The following is a 14,224-nucleotide window of genomic DNA, read 5'->3' on the forward strand; positions in this document are numbered from 1 at the left end:
CGCGTGTGACGGCCGGATCGCGTCCGGCGCCGGACCGGTCAGACGCCGTCCAGCCGGCGTACGTCCCGCTCGTCCCAGGTACTGGTGTCACGGGGCTCGGCGTACGGCTCCGCCTGCGGCGGGTGACCGCCCGCGATGGCGCGCTGCCGTGCCGTCTCGGCGTCGAACTCCAGGCCCAGCAGGACGGCCAGGTTGCTGATCCACAGCCACACCAGGAAGACGATGACGCCGGCCATGGTGCCGTAGGTCTTGTTGTACGAGGCGAAGTTCGCCACGTAGAACGCGAACCCGGTGGAGGCGATCAGCCAGATGACCAGGGCGAGGAAGCTGCCCGGCGTCACCCAGCGGAAGCCGCGCACCTTCGCGTTCGGCGTCGCCCAGTACAGGATCGCGATCATCATCGTGACCAGCAGCACCAGCACCGGCCACTTGGCGACGGACCACACCGTCAGCGCGCCGTCCCCGATCCCGAGGGCGGCCCCCGCCTGACGGGCCAGGCCACCGGTGAACACCACGATCAGGGAGCTGACCACCGCCAGCACCATGAGCATGACCGTCACGCCCAGGCGCACGGGGAGGACCTTCCACACGGGACGGCCCTCGGGCATGTCGTAGACGGCGTTGGCGGTGCGGATGAAGGCGCCGACGTAGCCGGAGGCGGACCAGACGGCGACGGCGACACCGACGACCGCCATGACCGAACCGGTGCCGGCACGGTCCTGTAGCTGTTCCACGGCCCGGGTGAGGATGTTCCGGGCCGACCCCGGGGCGAGCTGCTTGAGGTGGGACAGCACGGTGTCGGTGGCCGACTTGCCGGTGATGCCCAGCAGCGAGACCAGCACCAGGAGAGCCGGGAACAGCGACAGCACCCCGTAGTACGTCAACGCGGCGGCCCGGTCGGTCAGCTCGTCGTCCTGGAACTCCTTCAACGACCCCTTCAGCACCCGGACCCATGCTCCCCTGGGCAGTTTCGTCGGCGCGTCCGGCGCCCGCCGCTCGACCTCCGGACCGGGCCCGGCCTCCTCGGGAGCGGGCACCTCGTCGTTTCGGTCCTCACCGTGATCGCGGTCGTCACGGCCGGGAAGATGCAGTTTCGCCATGCGCACCGGGTTACCCCGGCCCGTGGCCTTACGCCGGCCCGGCACCCGGCCGTTCCCCACCGTTCCCGGCCGTCGCCCGGGTACGACGGGCCGCCGCCCCCGCGACCGGCGGGCGGCCGGCCCCGCGACCGCTCCCCTCGGGCGGCGTCTTCGTCCGCGCACGACGGGGCCGATCACGGACAATGGCAGCACCGGTCACGCCGGTCGGTGTGGGATCGCCCGGGCGGGGCACGGGAAAGCTGCCGCGCCCGCCCAGGCGCGGACACCGCCGAGGTGGTGGGAGGGCACATGGACGTGCTGGCCCGGCTCGACCGATACCAGCGAAGGCACCGCTGGGCGGGTATGCCGCTCGCGGTGGTGTACAAGTTCTTCGACGACCAGGCCGTCTACCTGGCCGCGCTGCTGGCCTACTACGGCTTCGTCTCCCTCTTCCCGCTCCTGCTGATCCTGGTGGCCGTCCTCAGCGGCGCCCTGCACGGCAACCCCCACCTACAGCAGTCGGTGCTGCACTCGGCGCTCGGCGAGATCCCGGTGATCGGCGACCAGCTCGGCCACAACATCCACTCCTTCCACGGCAACGGCGCCGCCCTCACGGTGGGTGTGATCGGCAGCCTGTACGGCGCCCTCGGGGTCGCCCAGGCGGTCCAGCACGCCCTCAACAAGATCTTCGCCGTACCCCGGCACGCCCGGCCCGACCCGCTGCGCTCCCGGGCCAGGGGCCTGTACTTCCTGCTGCTGCTCGCGGTCGGCCTCGTCCTGACGACAACGCTGTCCACGGCGGAGTCCGCCGCCGAGATCTTCGGCGCCCGCCCGGCCGTCGGCATCCGGGTCGCCATCGGCGTGGCGGGCATCGCGGTCAACGCCGGGCTGCTGCTCCTCAGCTACCGGCTGATGACCCGCCGCCGGTTGCCGCTGCGCGCGATGTACGGTCCCGCGCTCGGCGCCGCCACCGCCTGGCAGGTCCTCCAGTGGGGCGGCTCCTACTACGTCGGCCACGTGCTGCGCGGAGCCACCGCGACCTACGGCATGTTCGGCATCGTCCTCGGCCTGCTCGCCTGGATCTACCTCGCCGCCCTGGTGTACCTCACCACCGCCGAGATCATCGCCGTACGCAGTCTGCGCCTGTGGCCGCGCAGCCTGCTCACCCCGTTCACCGACCACGTCCACCTGGCCACGGGCGACCTGCGCGCCTACCGGTCCTACGCGGCCACCGAGTCCTTCAAGGGCTTCGAGAAGGTCTCCGTCCGCTTCGGCAAGCCGCCACCGCCGGCCGTCGGCGACAAGGGACCTCCCTGACCGGCTGCCGCCCGGCCGCCGTCCGGATATGGGGCGGTCACGCGGAGTCCCGCACCACCAGTTCCGGGTCGAAGATGACGGAGGTGGGTTCGGTCCGCTCCCGGCGGACGTGCTCGTCGAGGAGGTGTGCCATCCGCGCCGCCATCCGCTCGACCGGCTGGCGGACCGTGGTCAGCGGGGGACGGCAGGCCAGGGCGATGCCGGAGTCGTCGAAACCGACGACCGCCACGTCGTCGGGCACCCGCCTGCCCTGTTCCCGCAGCACCTGGCAGGCGCCCTGCGCCATCAGGTCGTTGGCCGCGAACACGCCGTCCACGTCGGGCTGTTCGGCGAGGAGCCGCGTCATGGCGGTGACACCGCTGGCGTAGGTGAAGCCGCCCTCCACGACGGGCGTGTACGGGTGGCCGTTGCGGGCCAGCGTGTCGCGGAAGCCGGCGAGCCGTTCCTGGCTCGCGCCGACGGCGAGCGGCCCGGCCACGGTGGCCGGCCTGCGGCAGCCGCGTGCCAGCAGGTGTTCCGCGGCGAGCCGGCCGCCCTCGCGGTGGTCCAGGTCCACGTAACTCAGCGGCACCGGACGGGCCGGGCGGGCGAACAGCACGGTGGGCAGCTCCGCCTCGGCCAGCAGGGCGGGCAGCGGGTCGTGGGCGTGCGTGGAGACGACGAGCGCGCCGTCGGCGCGGCCCTGCCGCAGATAGGTGAGGACCTCGCCTCGGTCCTCGGCCGACTCGGCGAACATGAGCACCGGATGCATGGAGCGCGGACGCAGGAAGCCGATGACCCCCGCGACGACCCGGCCGAAGAAGGGGTCCGCGAAGACCCGGGCGGCGAACGCCTCCTGGGTGTCGTCCGGGACGTCCCCGGCGCCGGAGACCACCAGCGCGACGGTCTCGGCGCGCCGGGTCACCAGCGACCGGGCGGCCCGGTTGGGCGCGTAACCGGTCTGCTCGATCGCCCGGCACACCAGTTCCTGGATCGCGGGGTCGACGTTGCGGACGCCGTTGACCACCCGGGAGACGGTCGCTCGGGACACCCCCGCCTGACGGGCGACGTCCTCCAGGGTCGGGGCCTGTTTGCTCATGGCGGCACCCTAACGGCACGCCGGTCGGACCGCATAGAGCGCTCTCCGAGTGCCGGTGCGCCCCCCGCCGGCTGTCGGGCCGGGCAGGTCAGTCCCCGGCGAGCAGCTCCGTCACCGACGCCAGCGGCAGGTCACCCGCCGACCGCCCCGCCAGCACCCGGCACGGCCCCGGTTCGGTGCGCCAGCCGCCCGCCCCCTCGTCCCAGTGCCGCAGGACCCGCGCCGGCACGTGCACCCGGGCGGTCGCCGTCTCGCCCGGCCGGGCGTGGACCGCCGCGTATCCCGCGAACCACCGCTCGGGGTACTCGACACTCGCGCCGGGCCGCGCCAGGTAGACCTGCACGACCTCGCGCCCCGGTCGCGCACCGGTGTTCCGCACCCGGACGCGCACCGTGAACGACGCACCGGCCCGCACCGTGGCGGGCCCCGCCAGTTCCTCGTAGGCCCAGGTCGTGTAGCCGAGCCCGTGGCCGAACCAGTAGGCCGGGGTGCGCCCCGCCCGCAGCCAGCCGCGGTGGCCGACGTGCAGGCCCTCGGTGTAGTCGAGGCGTCCGTCCGCCGGTCGGACACCGGTGGAGGGAGCGTCGTCGAGTACGGCCGGCCACGTGGTGGGCAGCCGTCCGCCGGGCTCGGTGCGACCGAAGAGCACGTCCGCCACGGCACCGCCGCCCTCCTGGCCCGGGAACCAGGGCAGGAGCAGGGCGCCGACCTCCTCCCGCCAGGGCATCTCGACGGGACCGCCGCTGTTGACGACGGCAACGGTGCGCGGGTTGGCGGCGGCCACCACGCGGACCAGGGCGTCCTGGGCGGGGTCCAGCGCTATCCGCAGGCGGTCGCGGCCCTCGCACTCGTCGTGCTCGGTGGTGCCGACGACCACGACCGCCACGTCCGCCGCGCGTGCCGCCCGGGCGGCCGCGTCGAGTGCCGCCGCCTCGTCCGCGGCCGGTGGCGCCGCGCCCACCACCACCGCCCGCCCGGTGCCCGGCACCAGCGCGCGCTGAGCGACCAGAAGTGCCTCCCGGCCCTCGGTCAGGTGCGCGGTGACGCGGTGGACCGGCGGGCTGACGTGCACGATCGCCGGGTCGTCGGTGTCCCTGGGGAAGTCACCGTCGAGCAGGGGCAGGCCGTCGACGCGCAGGCTCATCCGGCCGAACCCGGCGATCCCCAGGGTCCACGGCCCCGTCACGCGCGGGTGCAGCCGGGCGCTGATCTCCACGGTGTGCGCGCCCGGCACCAACCGTGGCTCCAACTGGCGCCCGGTACCGCGGCGTTCGGCGTACAGCTCGTTCCCGTGGGCGTCCAGGACGCGCATCAGCACCCCGGGCGTGCCGGACCTCGGGTCCGAGCACAGGGTCGTGTCCAGGGCAGGCGGCGGCCCGTCGGGGACGGGACCCGGGACGTGCACCACCCCGGCACGGCCGCGCAGGCGCGCCCTGATCCCGCGCAGCACGCTGATCTCGGCCTGCGGGAACACCCCGGCGCTGCCGCCGCCCTGGGTGCGGGTCCGCGCGGCGTGCGCGCCGATCACCGCGACCGTCCCCAGGTCCCCGGCGTCCAGCGGCAGCACGCCGCGGTTCTCCAGCAGCACGGTGCCGGCGGCCGCCGCCCTGCGGGCCAGTGCCCGTACCGCGCCCGGACGCACGCCGGGCGCGGGCCGTCGGCCGGGCCGGCCGAGCGCGCCGAGCCAGTCGGCCTGCCTCAGCAGGCGCCGCACCTTGTCGTCCACCACGCGCTGCGCGACGGTCCCCTCCTCCACCGCGCGCACCAGCGCCTCGCCCCAGGGCCCCTCGGGCCCCGGCATGACGAGGTCCAGGCCGCCGTCCGCGGTGTCCAGGGTGGTCCGCACCGCTCCCCAGTCGGAGACGACGACGCCGTCGAAGCCCCAGTCGGTGCGCAGTGGGTCGGTCAGCAGCTCACTCGCGGTCATGGTGGTGCCGTCGACCGCGTTGTACCCCGCCATGACCACCCGGACGCCGGCCGCCACGGCCGCCTCGAACGGAGCCAGGTACACCTCGCGCAGCGCCCGCCGGCCGACGCGTACGTCCACGGTCAGCCGGTCGGTCTCGGAGTCGTTCGCCACGTAGTGCTTGGCGGTGGCGGCCACGCCGTGCGCCTGGATGCCGCGCACCAGTGCCGCCCCGATACGGCCGGTCAGCTCGGGGTCCTCGGAGAAGCACTCGAAGTGCCGGCCACCCAGCGGGCTGCGGTGCAGGTTGAGGTTGGGCGCGAGGACCACGTCCACGCCCTTGCGCCGCGCTTCCAGGGCGAGGAGGGCGCCGAGCCGCTCGACCAGCGGTTCGTCCCAGGTGGCGGCGAGCGCGGTGGCGGAGGGCAGCAGCACGGAGGTCCGCCGTTCGTCCCACGCCGGTCCGCGCACCCCCGCCGGCCCGTCCGACATCACCCACGGGCGCAGCTGGACGGCCGGTTCCGCGGCGGTGCGCCAGGTGTCGGCACCGGTGAGCAGCCGTACCTTGGCCCGCGGCGTGAGCTTGTCGAGCAGCCGGTCCAGCTCGTCCTCGTCGTCCATCCCCGCCCCCTCGTCCTGCCGCGTTGTCAGTTGTAGACGCCGAACTCGTACAGCGAGTAGCCGTAACCGGTGCCGCGTGCCGTGCCGTTGACACGGACGTAGCGGCCGGCCCCGCTGACGTCGAAGTCGTCCACGCCGCCGTTGCCGTCGCTCACCGTGCGCAGCGTCTGCCAGGTCCGGCCGTCGTCGGAGGTCTGGAGGGTGTACGCCTTGGCGTAGGAGGACTCCCACACCAGCTGCACGTGCCGGAACGCGGTGCGGGCGGCGCCCAGGTCGACCTGGATCCACTGCGGGTCGCTCCAGTCGCTGGCCCAGCGGGTGGTGAGCCTGCCGTCGACCGCGTCGGCGGCGGTGCACGGGCAGTCGCCGTAACCGGCCTGGAAGGACGACGCGGTGGCGGGCCTGCCGAGTGCGATGTCCGTGCCGTTCACCACCGGCGGCACGACGCGGATCGAGCGGGTCTCCACACCGACGTTGCCGTGCCCGTCCGTCGCCTTGACGTAGACCTTCCACACGCCGGGCCGGTCGGGGGCCGTGAACCTCAGCCGGCCGCCGCCCAGGTCGGTGGCGGGGAGGGAGACCAACTGCTTGCTGGAGTCGATGTAGTTGCTGTTGTCCAGGACCTCGTAGTGGATCGCGTCGCCGTCGGGGTCGGTGGCCTTCACCGACAGGGTCACGTCGCGGCCGGCCTGCACGTTGCCCGCACCGCCCTCGACGGAGAGGTCGGAGATGACGGGCGGGGTGTTGTCGTGCGAGGTGTCCCCTCCGTAGGCCCGCTTCACGGCGTAGTAGGAGAGCCGCTTCTGGCCGGCCGGCAGCAGGTTGAACCAGATGCCGCCGAAGTCGTACTCCGTCCCGTAGTGGAACATCGTCGCCCCCAGCGCGACCCCCTGGTGCCCGGTGACGCAGCCCCACGCCTTGGTGTATCCGGCGGCCTTCGCCTGGTCGGTGGGCTCCTGCGGCACGCCGTTGGCGTCGTCCGGCACCTCCCACTCCCCGGCCGGCCCGGTCTCGGTGACGATGTACGGCTTGGTGTAACCGCCCTGTTGCCAGGCGGCCTTGACGTCGCAGACCGCGTTGTAGGAGTTGACGGCGTACAGGTCGAGGTCGGGGGCGTTCTTCTTGAAGTAGGGCCAGGCGCCGACCCAGGCGTCGGTCGAGGTGACCGGGTGGTCGGGGTCGATCGCGTGGATCTTCCTGGTGATGTCGTTGACGAGCGTGGTGTAGGCGGTGCGCTGCCGTCCCAGTTCGTCGCCGCTGTAGCAGTTCTGGAGGCCGAGCACGGACTCGTTGCCGACGTCCCACATCAGGACGCCCGGGTTGTCCTTGTACGTCTGCACCCACTTCGGGAACTCGTCGAGGACCTGGTTCTTGTACGTGGTGTCCGTCAGGTAGTTGACGCAGCCGCCGGCGCCGGGACCACCGCCCGGCTGGAGCCAGAACCCGGCGATGACCTTGATGCCGTGGGCCGCGGCCGAGTCGAACAGCGGCTCGCTGGAGGCGTCGGTGCCCCAGGTGCGGATGGTGTTGACGCCCATGGACCGCAGGTCGGGCAGGTATCGGTCGGCGTCGGCGACGGCCGGGCCCCAGGTCAGGCCCTTGATCTGGTACGGCTTCCCGTCCACGGTCAGGCGCCAGTCGCCCTGGGAGCCGGCCACCTTGACGACGCTGCCCGCGGCGTGCGCGGTGGTGGCCGGCAGTGCCGCGAGGGCACCGACGGTCAGTGTTCCGGCGGTCAGGGGCGCCAGCAGACGGCGCGTGCGGGTGCGGGGTGGGGTCATGGGGTCCTCTTCACGTGTGGGGGCGGGGCGGCCCGGCCGCGGCGGGGCGGGGTGAGCGGGCGGGCCGCCCCGGATCAGGGGTGTGAGCGGTGGCGCGGCGTGTTCAGGGGAGCCGGTAGTTCTGGTCGAGCGCCGCACCCGCCTCGGGATGGGTCTGGTCGTAGCCGCGTGCGTCGCACTGGAGCCCGCCGACGATGCAGTGGCCGACCAGTGCCCTGAGCGTGGCGTCGTCCCAGGCGTTGAAGAAGTCGTAGTGGAAGCTGTGGGCCGGTCCGCTGGCCAACCGCGCCCGCGACAGGTCACCGTTGACGGGGAACGCCATCTTGAACTCGATCATCGGCAGCGCCACCGGGTGGTCGGCGGGGCAGACGTTGTCGTTCGTGCCGGGCTTGACCACCGGGTACGCCATGTGGCTCTTGTGGTCCGGGGTGTCGAGGTACTTCCCGTCCCAGCAACTGGGCGCCTGGAAGCGGATGTTGAGCTGGACGTCGGGCCGGTCGGGGCAGGTCGCCGGGAACTCGGTGTTGAAGTAGCTGTCACCGCACTCCCAGCCCTCGACGAAGCCGGGGTGGTGGCGGAACTCGTCGGCGCTCTGCATCGGGTTGCCGACGACGAACCTCAGCCCCTTGGGGAAGGGACGGACGCTGGTGTAGTCGGTGACGCCGGCCTTGTAGTAGATCGTCTGGGGGCCGACCGGCAGGACCGGCTTGTCGCCGTTGAACAGGGTGGGCATCCAGTACCCCGACTTGTCCCCGGGCGCCTTGCACGTGGTGCCGCCCTTGTCGAGCGATGCCGTGGTGCTGCCGGCGTCGGTGGTCGTGTTGCCCATGAAGGTGTGGTCATGGGACTTGCCCGGTTGCTGCGGGTACACGATCGGGTCGTCCGGGGCGGTGTGCGTGACCGAACAGTTCGCCTGGAACTCGTGGAAGTAGCGGTGCGGCGGGTCCTGCGTGGACGGGGCCGCGCCCGTGACCGGCGGGTTCGCGGGGATGTACCCGTCGCCGTCCGGGTCCTCGGGCGACGAGGCGGTGGACACCGCCATGGTGTGACCGGAGTGGACGGACGTGAGGGCGGCCGTGGTGCCGGTACCGGTCGAGGGGGCGCCGGCGCTCAGCGCGACGCCGCCCAGACCGAGCGAGGTCAGCAGGATCGCGCCTGTGATCAGTGTTCCCGAGAGGATCTTCGATCTCCGTGGCATGGAGACCTCCTGAGGATGGAGGAGACGGGGGGTGGGCGGCCGTCGCGCCGCGGGACGGAGCGCCGTGGGTGCCCGTATCGGGAGAGCGCTCTCCCAACAACGGAGTCTCAGTCGGCGGCGCGGGGGTGTCAAGGTGTCCGGCAGCAGTGGACGCGGGCTCGCCACGTGCCCGCCGGCGAAGTCGAGGGTCAGGAGCCTGAAGGACGTTGAGATTCGTTTCCGGCGAGTGTCGTCAGGTCGACGGGACATGAACGAAACCTCACTGATTTACGTCTCAACTCTTGACGATGCGTTCAGTGGACTGAAGCATTCCCGTCGAGAGAGCGCTCCCCAGCCCCCACATCGTTCACATCCCGAACCAGGAGAGCCGTTCATGCCCCCTGCCTTCTCCGACTCCCCAGCCCCCGGCCGGTCTCCCCTCACCCGCCGCGCCGTCATCGGCGCAGCCGCCGCGACGGCGGCGACGGCCCCCTTCGTGACCGGCCTGGCCACCCCCGCCTCGGCCGCTCCCGCGGCCGCCCGGCCGCGCGCCCTGTCCGGCGGTGGCGACCTCGGCCCCAACGTGCTGGTCTTCGACCCCTCCACCCCCGGCGTCCAGGCCAAGCTCGACCAGGTCTTCCGGCAGCAGGAGTCGGCGCAGTTCGGCACCGGCCGCTACGCGCTGCTGTTCAAGCCCGGCACCTACTCGGGGCTCAACGCCCAGCTCGGCTTCTACACCTCCATAGCCGGCCTGGGTCTGTCGCCGGACGACACGACCATCAACGGCGACGTCACGGTCGACGCGGGCTGGGCGGGCGGCAACGCCACGCAGAACTTCTGGCGTTCGGCCGAGAACCTGGCCCTCGTCCCGGCCAACGGCACCAACCGCTGGGCCGTCGCCCAGGCGGCCCCCTTCCGCCGGATCCACGTGCGCGGCGGCCTCAACCTCGCCCCGGCCGGCTACGGCTGGGCCAGCGGCGGCTACATCGCCGACTGCCGCGTCGACGGCCAGGTCGGCCCCTACTCGCAGCAGCAGTGGTACACCCGCGACAGCGTGATCGGCGGCTGGACCAACGCCGTCTGGAACATGGTGTTCTCCGGCGTCCAGGGCGCTCCGGCACAGAGCTTCCCCAACCCGCCGTACACCACCCTCGACACCACGCCCGTCTCCCGTGAGAAGCCGTTCCTCTACCTCGACGGCGGCGAGTACCGCGTCTTCCTGCCGGAGAAGCGCACCAACGCGCGCGGCGTCACCTGGGGCAACGGCACGCCCCGCGGCACCTCGCTGCCGCTCTCGCAGTTCTACGTCGCCAAACCGGGCGTCACCGCGGCCACCCTCAACCAGGCCCTGTCCCAGGGGCTCCACCTGCTGCTGACGCCGGGGATCTACCACGTCGACCGACCGATCCAGGTCGACCGGGCCAACACCGTGGTCCTGGGCCTCGGTTACGCGACGATCGTGCCGGACAACGGCGCCACCGCCCTGCGCGTCGCCGACGTGGACGGCGTCCGCCTGGCGGGCTTCCTCATCGACGCCGGGCCGGTCAACTCCGCGACCCTGCTGGAGGTCGGCCCCAGCGGCGCCTCCCGCGACCACACGGCCAACCCGACCACCGTGCAGGACGTGTTCGTGCGCATCGGCGGGGCGGGCGCCGGCAAAGCCACCACCAGCATGGTCATCAACAGCAGGAACACCATCGTCGACCACACCTGGGTCTGGCGCGCGGACCACGGCACCGGCGTCGGGTGGGACACCAACCGCGCCGACTACGGCATCGTCGTCAACGGCGACGACGTCCTGTGCACCGGCCTGTTCGTCGAGCACTTCAACAAGTACGACGTGCAGTGGTACGGCCAGCGCGGCCGCACCATCTTCTTCCAGAACGAGAAGGCGTACGACGCCCCGAACCAGGCCGCGATCCAGAACGGCTCCGTGAAGGGCTACGCCGCCTACAAGGTCGGCGACAAGGTCACCGCCCACGAGGCCTGGGGGATGGGCAGTTACTGCAACTACACGGCGGACGCGGGCATCGTGCAGCACCACGGCTTCGCCGCCCCGAACACCTCCGGCGTGAGGTTCCACGACCTGCTCGTGGTGTCCCTCGGCGGCCAGGGCCAGTACGAGCACGTCATCAACGACACCGGTGCGCCGACGTCGGGCACGTCGACCACGCCGTCGACGGTGCTGTCGTACCCCTGACCCGGCACCGGACGGAGCCCACGGCGACGGAACCGGCCCCCACCCGGGCCGGTTCCGCCACGGCCTCCCACCTCAGGGGGTCCGCGGGGAAGCCGGAGTTGCCGGATCGGCAAATGAGGTCGTCGTCCCGGCGGCGCTTCCCGCATCATCGGGAGCCGGGCCATCGGACACGGCGGAAGAAGGCCGCGCCGGGGCACCTCGGTCGACGTTCCCGGAGGAGACACATGGCGCAGCACGCCGCGGAGTACACCCATCGCTCGGTCCCCTCACCGGCCGGCCGGATCCACCTCGTGGAACAGGGGACCGGGCCACTGGTGCTGCTCGTGCACGGCTTCCCGGAGTCCTGGTACTCCTGGCGCCACCAGCTGCCGGTCCTCGCGGCGGCCGGCTACCGCGCGGTCGCCGTGGACGTGCGCGGCTACGGCCGTTCCTCCAAGCCGGCCGCGACGGACGCCTACCGGATGCTCGACCTGGTCGCGGACAACGTCGCGGTGGTACACGCCCTCGGCGAGGAGTCCGCGGTGGTCGTCGGCCACGACTGGGGAGCGGTCGTCGCCGCGAACTCGGCGCTGCTCGAACCCGGGGTCTTCCGGGCGGTGGGGCTGCTGAGCGTGCCGTACACCCCGCGCGGCGGGCCCCGGCCCAGTGACGTCTTCACCCGGATGGGCGGCGACGACGAGTTCTACGTCTCCTACTTCCAGGAGCCGGGCCGCGCGGAGGCCGAGATCGAACCCGACGTCCGCGGCTGGCTCGCGGGCATCTACGCGGCCATGTCCGGCGACACCATGCCCGCGCCCGACGCCCCCGACCCGCACTTCGTCAGCCGGGCCGGGAAGCTGCGCGACCGGTTCCCGGCCGGCCGGCTGCCCGCCTGGCTCGGCGAGGCCGACCTCGACTTCTACGCCGGCGAGTTCGAGCGCACCGGCTTCACCGGCGCCCTCGACCGCTACCGGAACATGGACCGCGACTGGGCCGACCTCGCCGCCCTCGACGGTGCCCCGATCACCCAGCCCTCGCTGTTCGTGGGCGGCGGCCGGGACGCCTCCACGACCTGGCTGGCCGACGCGATCGAGGCGTACCCGGTCACCCTGCCGGGCCTGGTCTCCTCACACATCCTCGCCGGCTGCGGCCACTGGATCCAGCAGGAACGCCCCGCCGAGGTCAACCGCATCCTCACCGACTGGCTCGCCGCCCTGCCCGGCTGACGCGCCCACCCGCGCCGGCCGGACACGGGGTTGGTAGCGTCGGGCCGTGGATCAGGGGCCCGGTTCGGACGGCAGCGACCACTTCTCCCCGTCCGCGCGAGCCGTCAGGGCGCTGCGGACCGGCTCGGCGCTGCTCGTGCTCGGCGTGGTGGTGCCCACGGCCCTCGTCGCGGGCGCCGGGGACCACCGCCCGTGGCGGTCCGCCGCCGCGGTCCTGCTCGCGGCGGTCCAGGTCGCGGCGCTGTGGTGGGTGGTCCGCCGCCCCCGGACCGTCCTCACCGTCACCGCGCTGACCGGCGTGGCACTGTGGCCGCTGCTCCCCGCGGTCGGGCTGACCGGTGCGCTGCTGGCGGCACAGATCGCGCTGAGCGTCCTGTCGTCGCAGTCACCGCCGCGCGTGTCGCGTCGGTGGCTGCTCGGGCTGCTGGCGCTCACACCGGCCGCGGTCGTCGGGGGTGGGGCGCCGGGGGCCGCTGCCTACCTGCTGGCCGTCACGCTGGCGTGGACCGGCGGCCAGTGGCGCCGCGCCCAGCACGAGCGCCTCGTCGCGCAGACCCAGCGGGCCGCGGCCGAGGAACGCGCCAGGATCGCCCGCGAGGTCCACGACGTGGTGGCGCACACCGTGTCCGTGATGGTGATCCAGGCGAGCGCCGCCGACGACGTCTTCGAACGGGACCCGGAGCGGGCCCGGCAGGCGCTGCGCGCCATCGACGACGCCGGCCGGTCCGCGCTGAGCGAACTGCGTCTGCTCCTGCGCGCCGAGCCCCCGCACGAGGGCGACGACGGGCGCAGGCCCGCGCGCGGCCTCACCGACCTGGAGGAACTGGCGTCCAACGCCCGCGCCTCGGGCGTCGCCGTGGACCTGAGCGTGGGGGAGCGCACCCACGCCCCCACCGCCGCGGTGGATCTCGCCGGGTACCGCATCGTGCAGGAGGCGCTGACGAACACCCTGCGCCACGCCCGCGCCACCCGCGTCGGCATCCGGGTGCGCTACGACGCCTCGACCGTGCGCCTGACCGTCACGGACGACGGCCGGCCGCCCGCCGGGGTGCTCCGCTCGCCCGGAGCCGGGCGCGGCCTCCCCGGCATGCGCGAGCGGGCGGAGCTCCTCGGCGGCACCTTCGAGGCGGGTCCCCGGCCGGAGGGCGGTTTCGAGGTGCGCGCCGAGCTGCCGATAGGCTGCGGACCGTGACGATCCGGGTAGTGGTGGCCGACGACCAGGCACTGGTCCGGGGCGGTTTCCGCATGATCATCGACGCCCGTGACGACTTGGAGGTCGTCGGCGAGGCGACCGACGGCCAGCACGCGGTGCGGCTGGTCCGGCAGTTGCGGCCGGACGTCGTCCTGATGGACGTCCGGATGCCCGTGATGGACGGCATCGACGCCACCCGCGAGATCATCGCCTCGGGCAGTACGACCCGGGTCCTCGTGGTCACCACGTTCGACCTGGACGAGCACGTGCTGACGGCACTGCGCGCGGGCGCCAGCGGTTTCCTGCTGAAGGACATCCGGCCCGCCGAACTCGCCGACGCCATCCGGGTCGTCGCCCGCGGCGACGCGCTGCTCGCGCCCAGCGTGACCCGACGCATGCTCGACCGCTTCGCCTCCACCGGCCTCGCGGAGCCGCCGACGGCCGCCGCCCTGTCGGAACTCTCGGCACGCGAGCTGGAGGTCCTCGCCCTGATCGGGCGGGCCCTGTCGAACGCGGAGATCGCCCGGCACCTGAACCTCTCGGAGGCGACCGTCAAGACCCATGTCTCGGCGGTGCTGCGCAAACTCGGGCTGCGGGACCGGGTACAGGCCGCGGTCGCCGCCTACGACCACCGGATCGTGCGCCCCCGCGACCTCTGACGCCCGGCG

10 protein-coding genes are annotated in these 14,224 nt (G+C 73.1%); 5 read left to right on the plus strand and 5 right to left on the minus strand.

Going from position 1 to position 14,224, the window contains the following annotated elements:
• Nucleotides 1-38: 38 nt before the first annotated feature.
• Nucleotides 39-1,100 (minus strand): YihY/virulence factor BrkB family protein, encoded by a 1,062-nt coding sequence (locus ACIQVT_RS18300; protein ID WP_403754155.1) that lies wholly within the window; start codon nucleotides 1,098-1,100, stop codon nucleotides 39-41.
• Between the two features lie 288 nt (nucleotides 1,101-1,388).
• Here ACIQVT_RS18300 and ACIQVT_RS18305 point away from each other — a divergent pair, with 288 nt between their 5' ends.
• Nucleotides 1,389-2,396: a YihY/virulence factor BrkB family protein gene (locus tag ACIQVT_RS18305; RefSeq protein ID WP_403754158.1), complete on the plus strand. Its 1,008-nt coding sequence runs from the start codon at nucleotides 1,389-1,391 to the stop codon at nucleotides 2,394-2,396.
• A gap of 37 nt (nucleotides 2,397-2,433) precedes the next feature.
• On the opposite strand, the gene ACIQVT_RS18310 is transcribed toward ACIQVT_RS18305, so the two are convergent.
• The 4 genes from ACIQVT_RS18310 to ACIQVT_RS18325 all read right to left on the minus strand — a co-directional run bounded on the left by ACIQVT_RS18310 (nucleotide 2,434) and on the right by ACIQVT_RS18325 (nucleotide 8,980).
• A complete protein-coding gene (locus ACIQVT_RS18310; RefSeq protein WP_403754161.1) occupies nucleotides 2,434-3,474 on the minus strand; it encodes a LacI family DNA-binding transcriptional regulator in 1,041 nt (346 codons plus the stop codon).
• Nucleotides 3,475-3,562: 88 nt separating this feature from the next.
• Nucleotides 3,563-6,001, minus strand: coding sequence for a glycoside hydrolase family 3 C-terminal domain-containing protein (locus ACIQVT_RS18315; protein WP_403754164.1), 2,439 nt, complete (start codon nucleotides 5,999-6,001; stop codon nucleotides 3,563-3,565).
• Nucleotides 6,002-6,027: 26 nt separating this feature from the next.
• Nucleotides 6,028-7,782 (minus strand): discoidin domain-containing protein, encoded by a 1,755-nt coding sequence (locus tag ACIQVT_RS18320; protein ID WP_403754167.1) that lies wholly within the window; start codon nucleotides 7,780-7,782, stop codon nucleotides 6,028-6,030.
• A gap of 103 nt (nucleotides 7,783-7,885) precedes the next feature.
• Nucleotides 7,886-8,980 carry a DUF1996 domain-containing protein gene (locus ACIQVT_RS18325; RefSeq protein ID WP_403754170.1) on the minus strand — a complete coding sequence of 365 codons (1,095 nt, stop codon included), beginning with the start codon at nucleotides 8,978-8,980 and terminating at the stop codon, nucleotides 7,886-7,888.
• Between the two features lie 373 nt (nucleotides 8,981-9,353).
• Between ACIQVT_RS18325 and ACIQVT_RS18330 the strand changes: the two genes are divergently transcribed.
• The 4 genes from ACIQVT_RS18330 to ACIQVT_RS18345 all read left to right on the plus strand — a co-directional run bounded on the left by ACIQVT_RS18330 (nucleotide 9,354) and on the right by ACIQVT_RS18345 (nucleotide 14,215).
• Nucleotides 9,354-11,159 (plus strand): coagulation factor 5/8 type domain-containing protein, encoded by a 1,806-nt coding sequence (locus ACIQVT_RS18330; RefSeq protein WP_403754173.1) that lies wholly within the window; start codon nucleotides 9,354-9,356, stop codon nucleotides 11,157-11,159.
• 224 nt (nucleotides 11,160-11,383) lie between these two features.
• On the plus strand, nucleotides 11,384-12,364 hold the full coding sequence (locus tag ACIQVT_RS18335; protein WP_403754176.1) for an alpha/beta fold hydrolase: 981 nt from the start codon (nucleotides 11,384-11,386) through the stop codon (nucleotides 12,362-12,364).
• A 46-nt stretch (nucleotides 12,365-12,410) separates the two neighbouring features.
• A complete protein-coding gene (locus ACIQVT_RS18340; RefSeq protein WP_403754179.1) occupies nucleotides 12,411-13,556 on the plus strand; it encodes a sensor histidine kinase in 1,146 nt (381 codons plus the stop codon).
• Entirely contained in the window at nucleotides 13,553-14,215 is a 663-nt protein-coding gene (locus ACIQVT_RS18345; protein ID WP_403754182.1) for a response regulator, read from the plus strand. Before ACIQVT_RS18340 ends, ACIQVT_RS18345 begins: the two co-directional genes overlap by 4 nt.
• Nucleotides 14,216-14,224 lie beyond the last annotated feature (9 nt).

The sequence above is a fragment of the Streptomyces sp. NPDC100445 genome (assembly GCF_044759735.1).
GTDB lineage: Bacteria > Actinomycetota > Actinomycetes > Streptomycetales > Streptomycetaceae > Streptomyces.

Coding starts and splice junctions, on each gene's coding strand:
- ACIQVT_RS18320 (WP_403754167.1), bottom strand. CDS start 7,782: ATGACCCCACCCCGCACCCGCACGCGCCGTCTGCTGGCGCCCCTGACC.
- ACIQVT_RS18310 (WP_403754161.1), bottom strand. CDS start 3,474: ATGAGCAAACAGGCCCCGACCCTGGAGGACGTCGCCCGTCAGGCGGGG.
- ACIQVT_RS18330 (WP_403754173.1), top strand. CDS start 9,354: ATGCCCCCTGCCTTCTCCGACTCCCCAGCCCCCGGCCGGTCTCCCCTC.
- ACIQVT_RS18305 (WP_403754158.1), top strand. CDS start 1,389: ATGGACGTGCTGGCCCGGCTCGACCGATACCAGCGAAGGCACCGCTGG.
- ACIQVT_RS18300 (WP_403754155.1), bottom strand. CDS start 1,100: ATGGCGAAACTGCATCTTCCCGGCCGTGACGACCGCGATCACGGTGAG.
- ACIQVT_RS18325 (WP_403754170.1), bottom strand. CDS start 8,980: ATGCCACGGAGATCGAAGATCCTCTCGGGAACACTGATCACAGGCGCG.
- ACIQVT_RS18335 (WP_403754176.1), top strand. CDS start 11,384: ATGGCGCAGCACGCCGCGGAGTACACCCATCGCTCGGTCCCCTCACCG.
- ACIQVT_RS18315 (WP_403754164.1), bottom strand. CDS start 6,001: ATGGACGACGAGGACGAGCTGGACCGGCTGCTCGACAAGCTCACGCCG.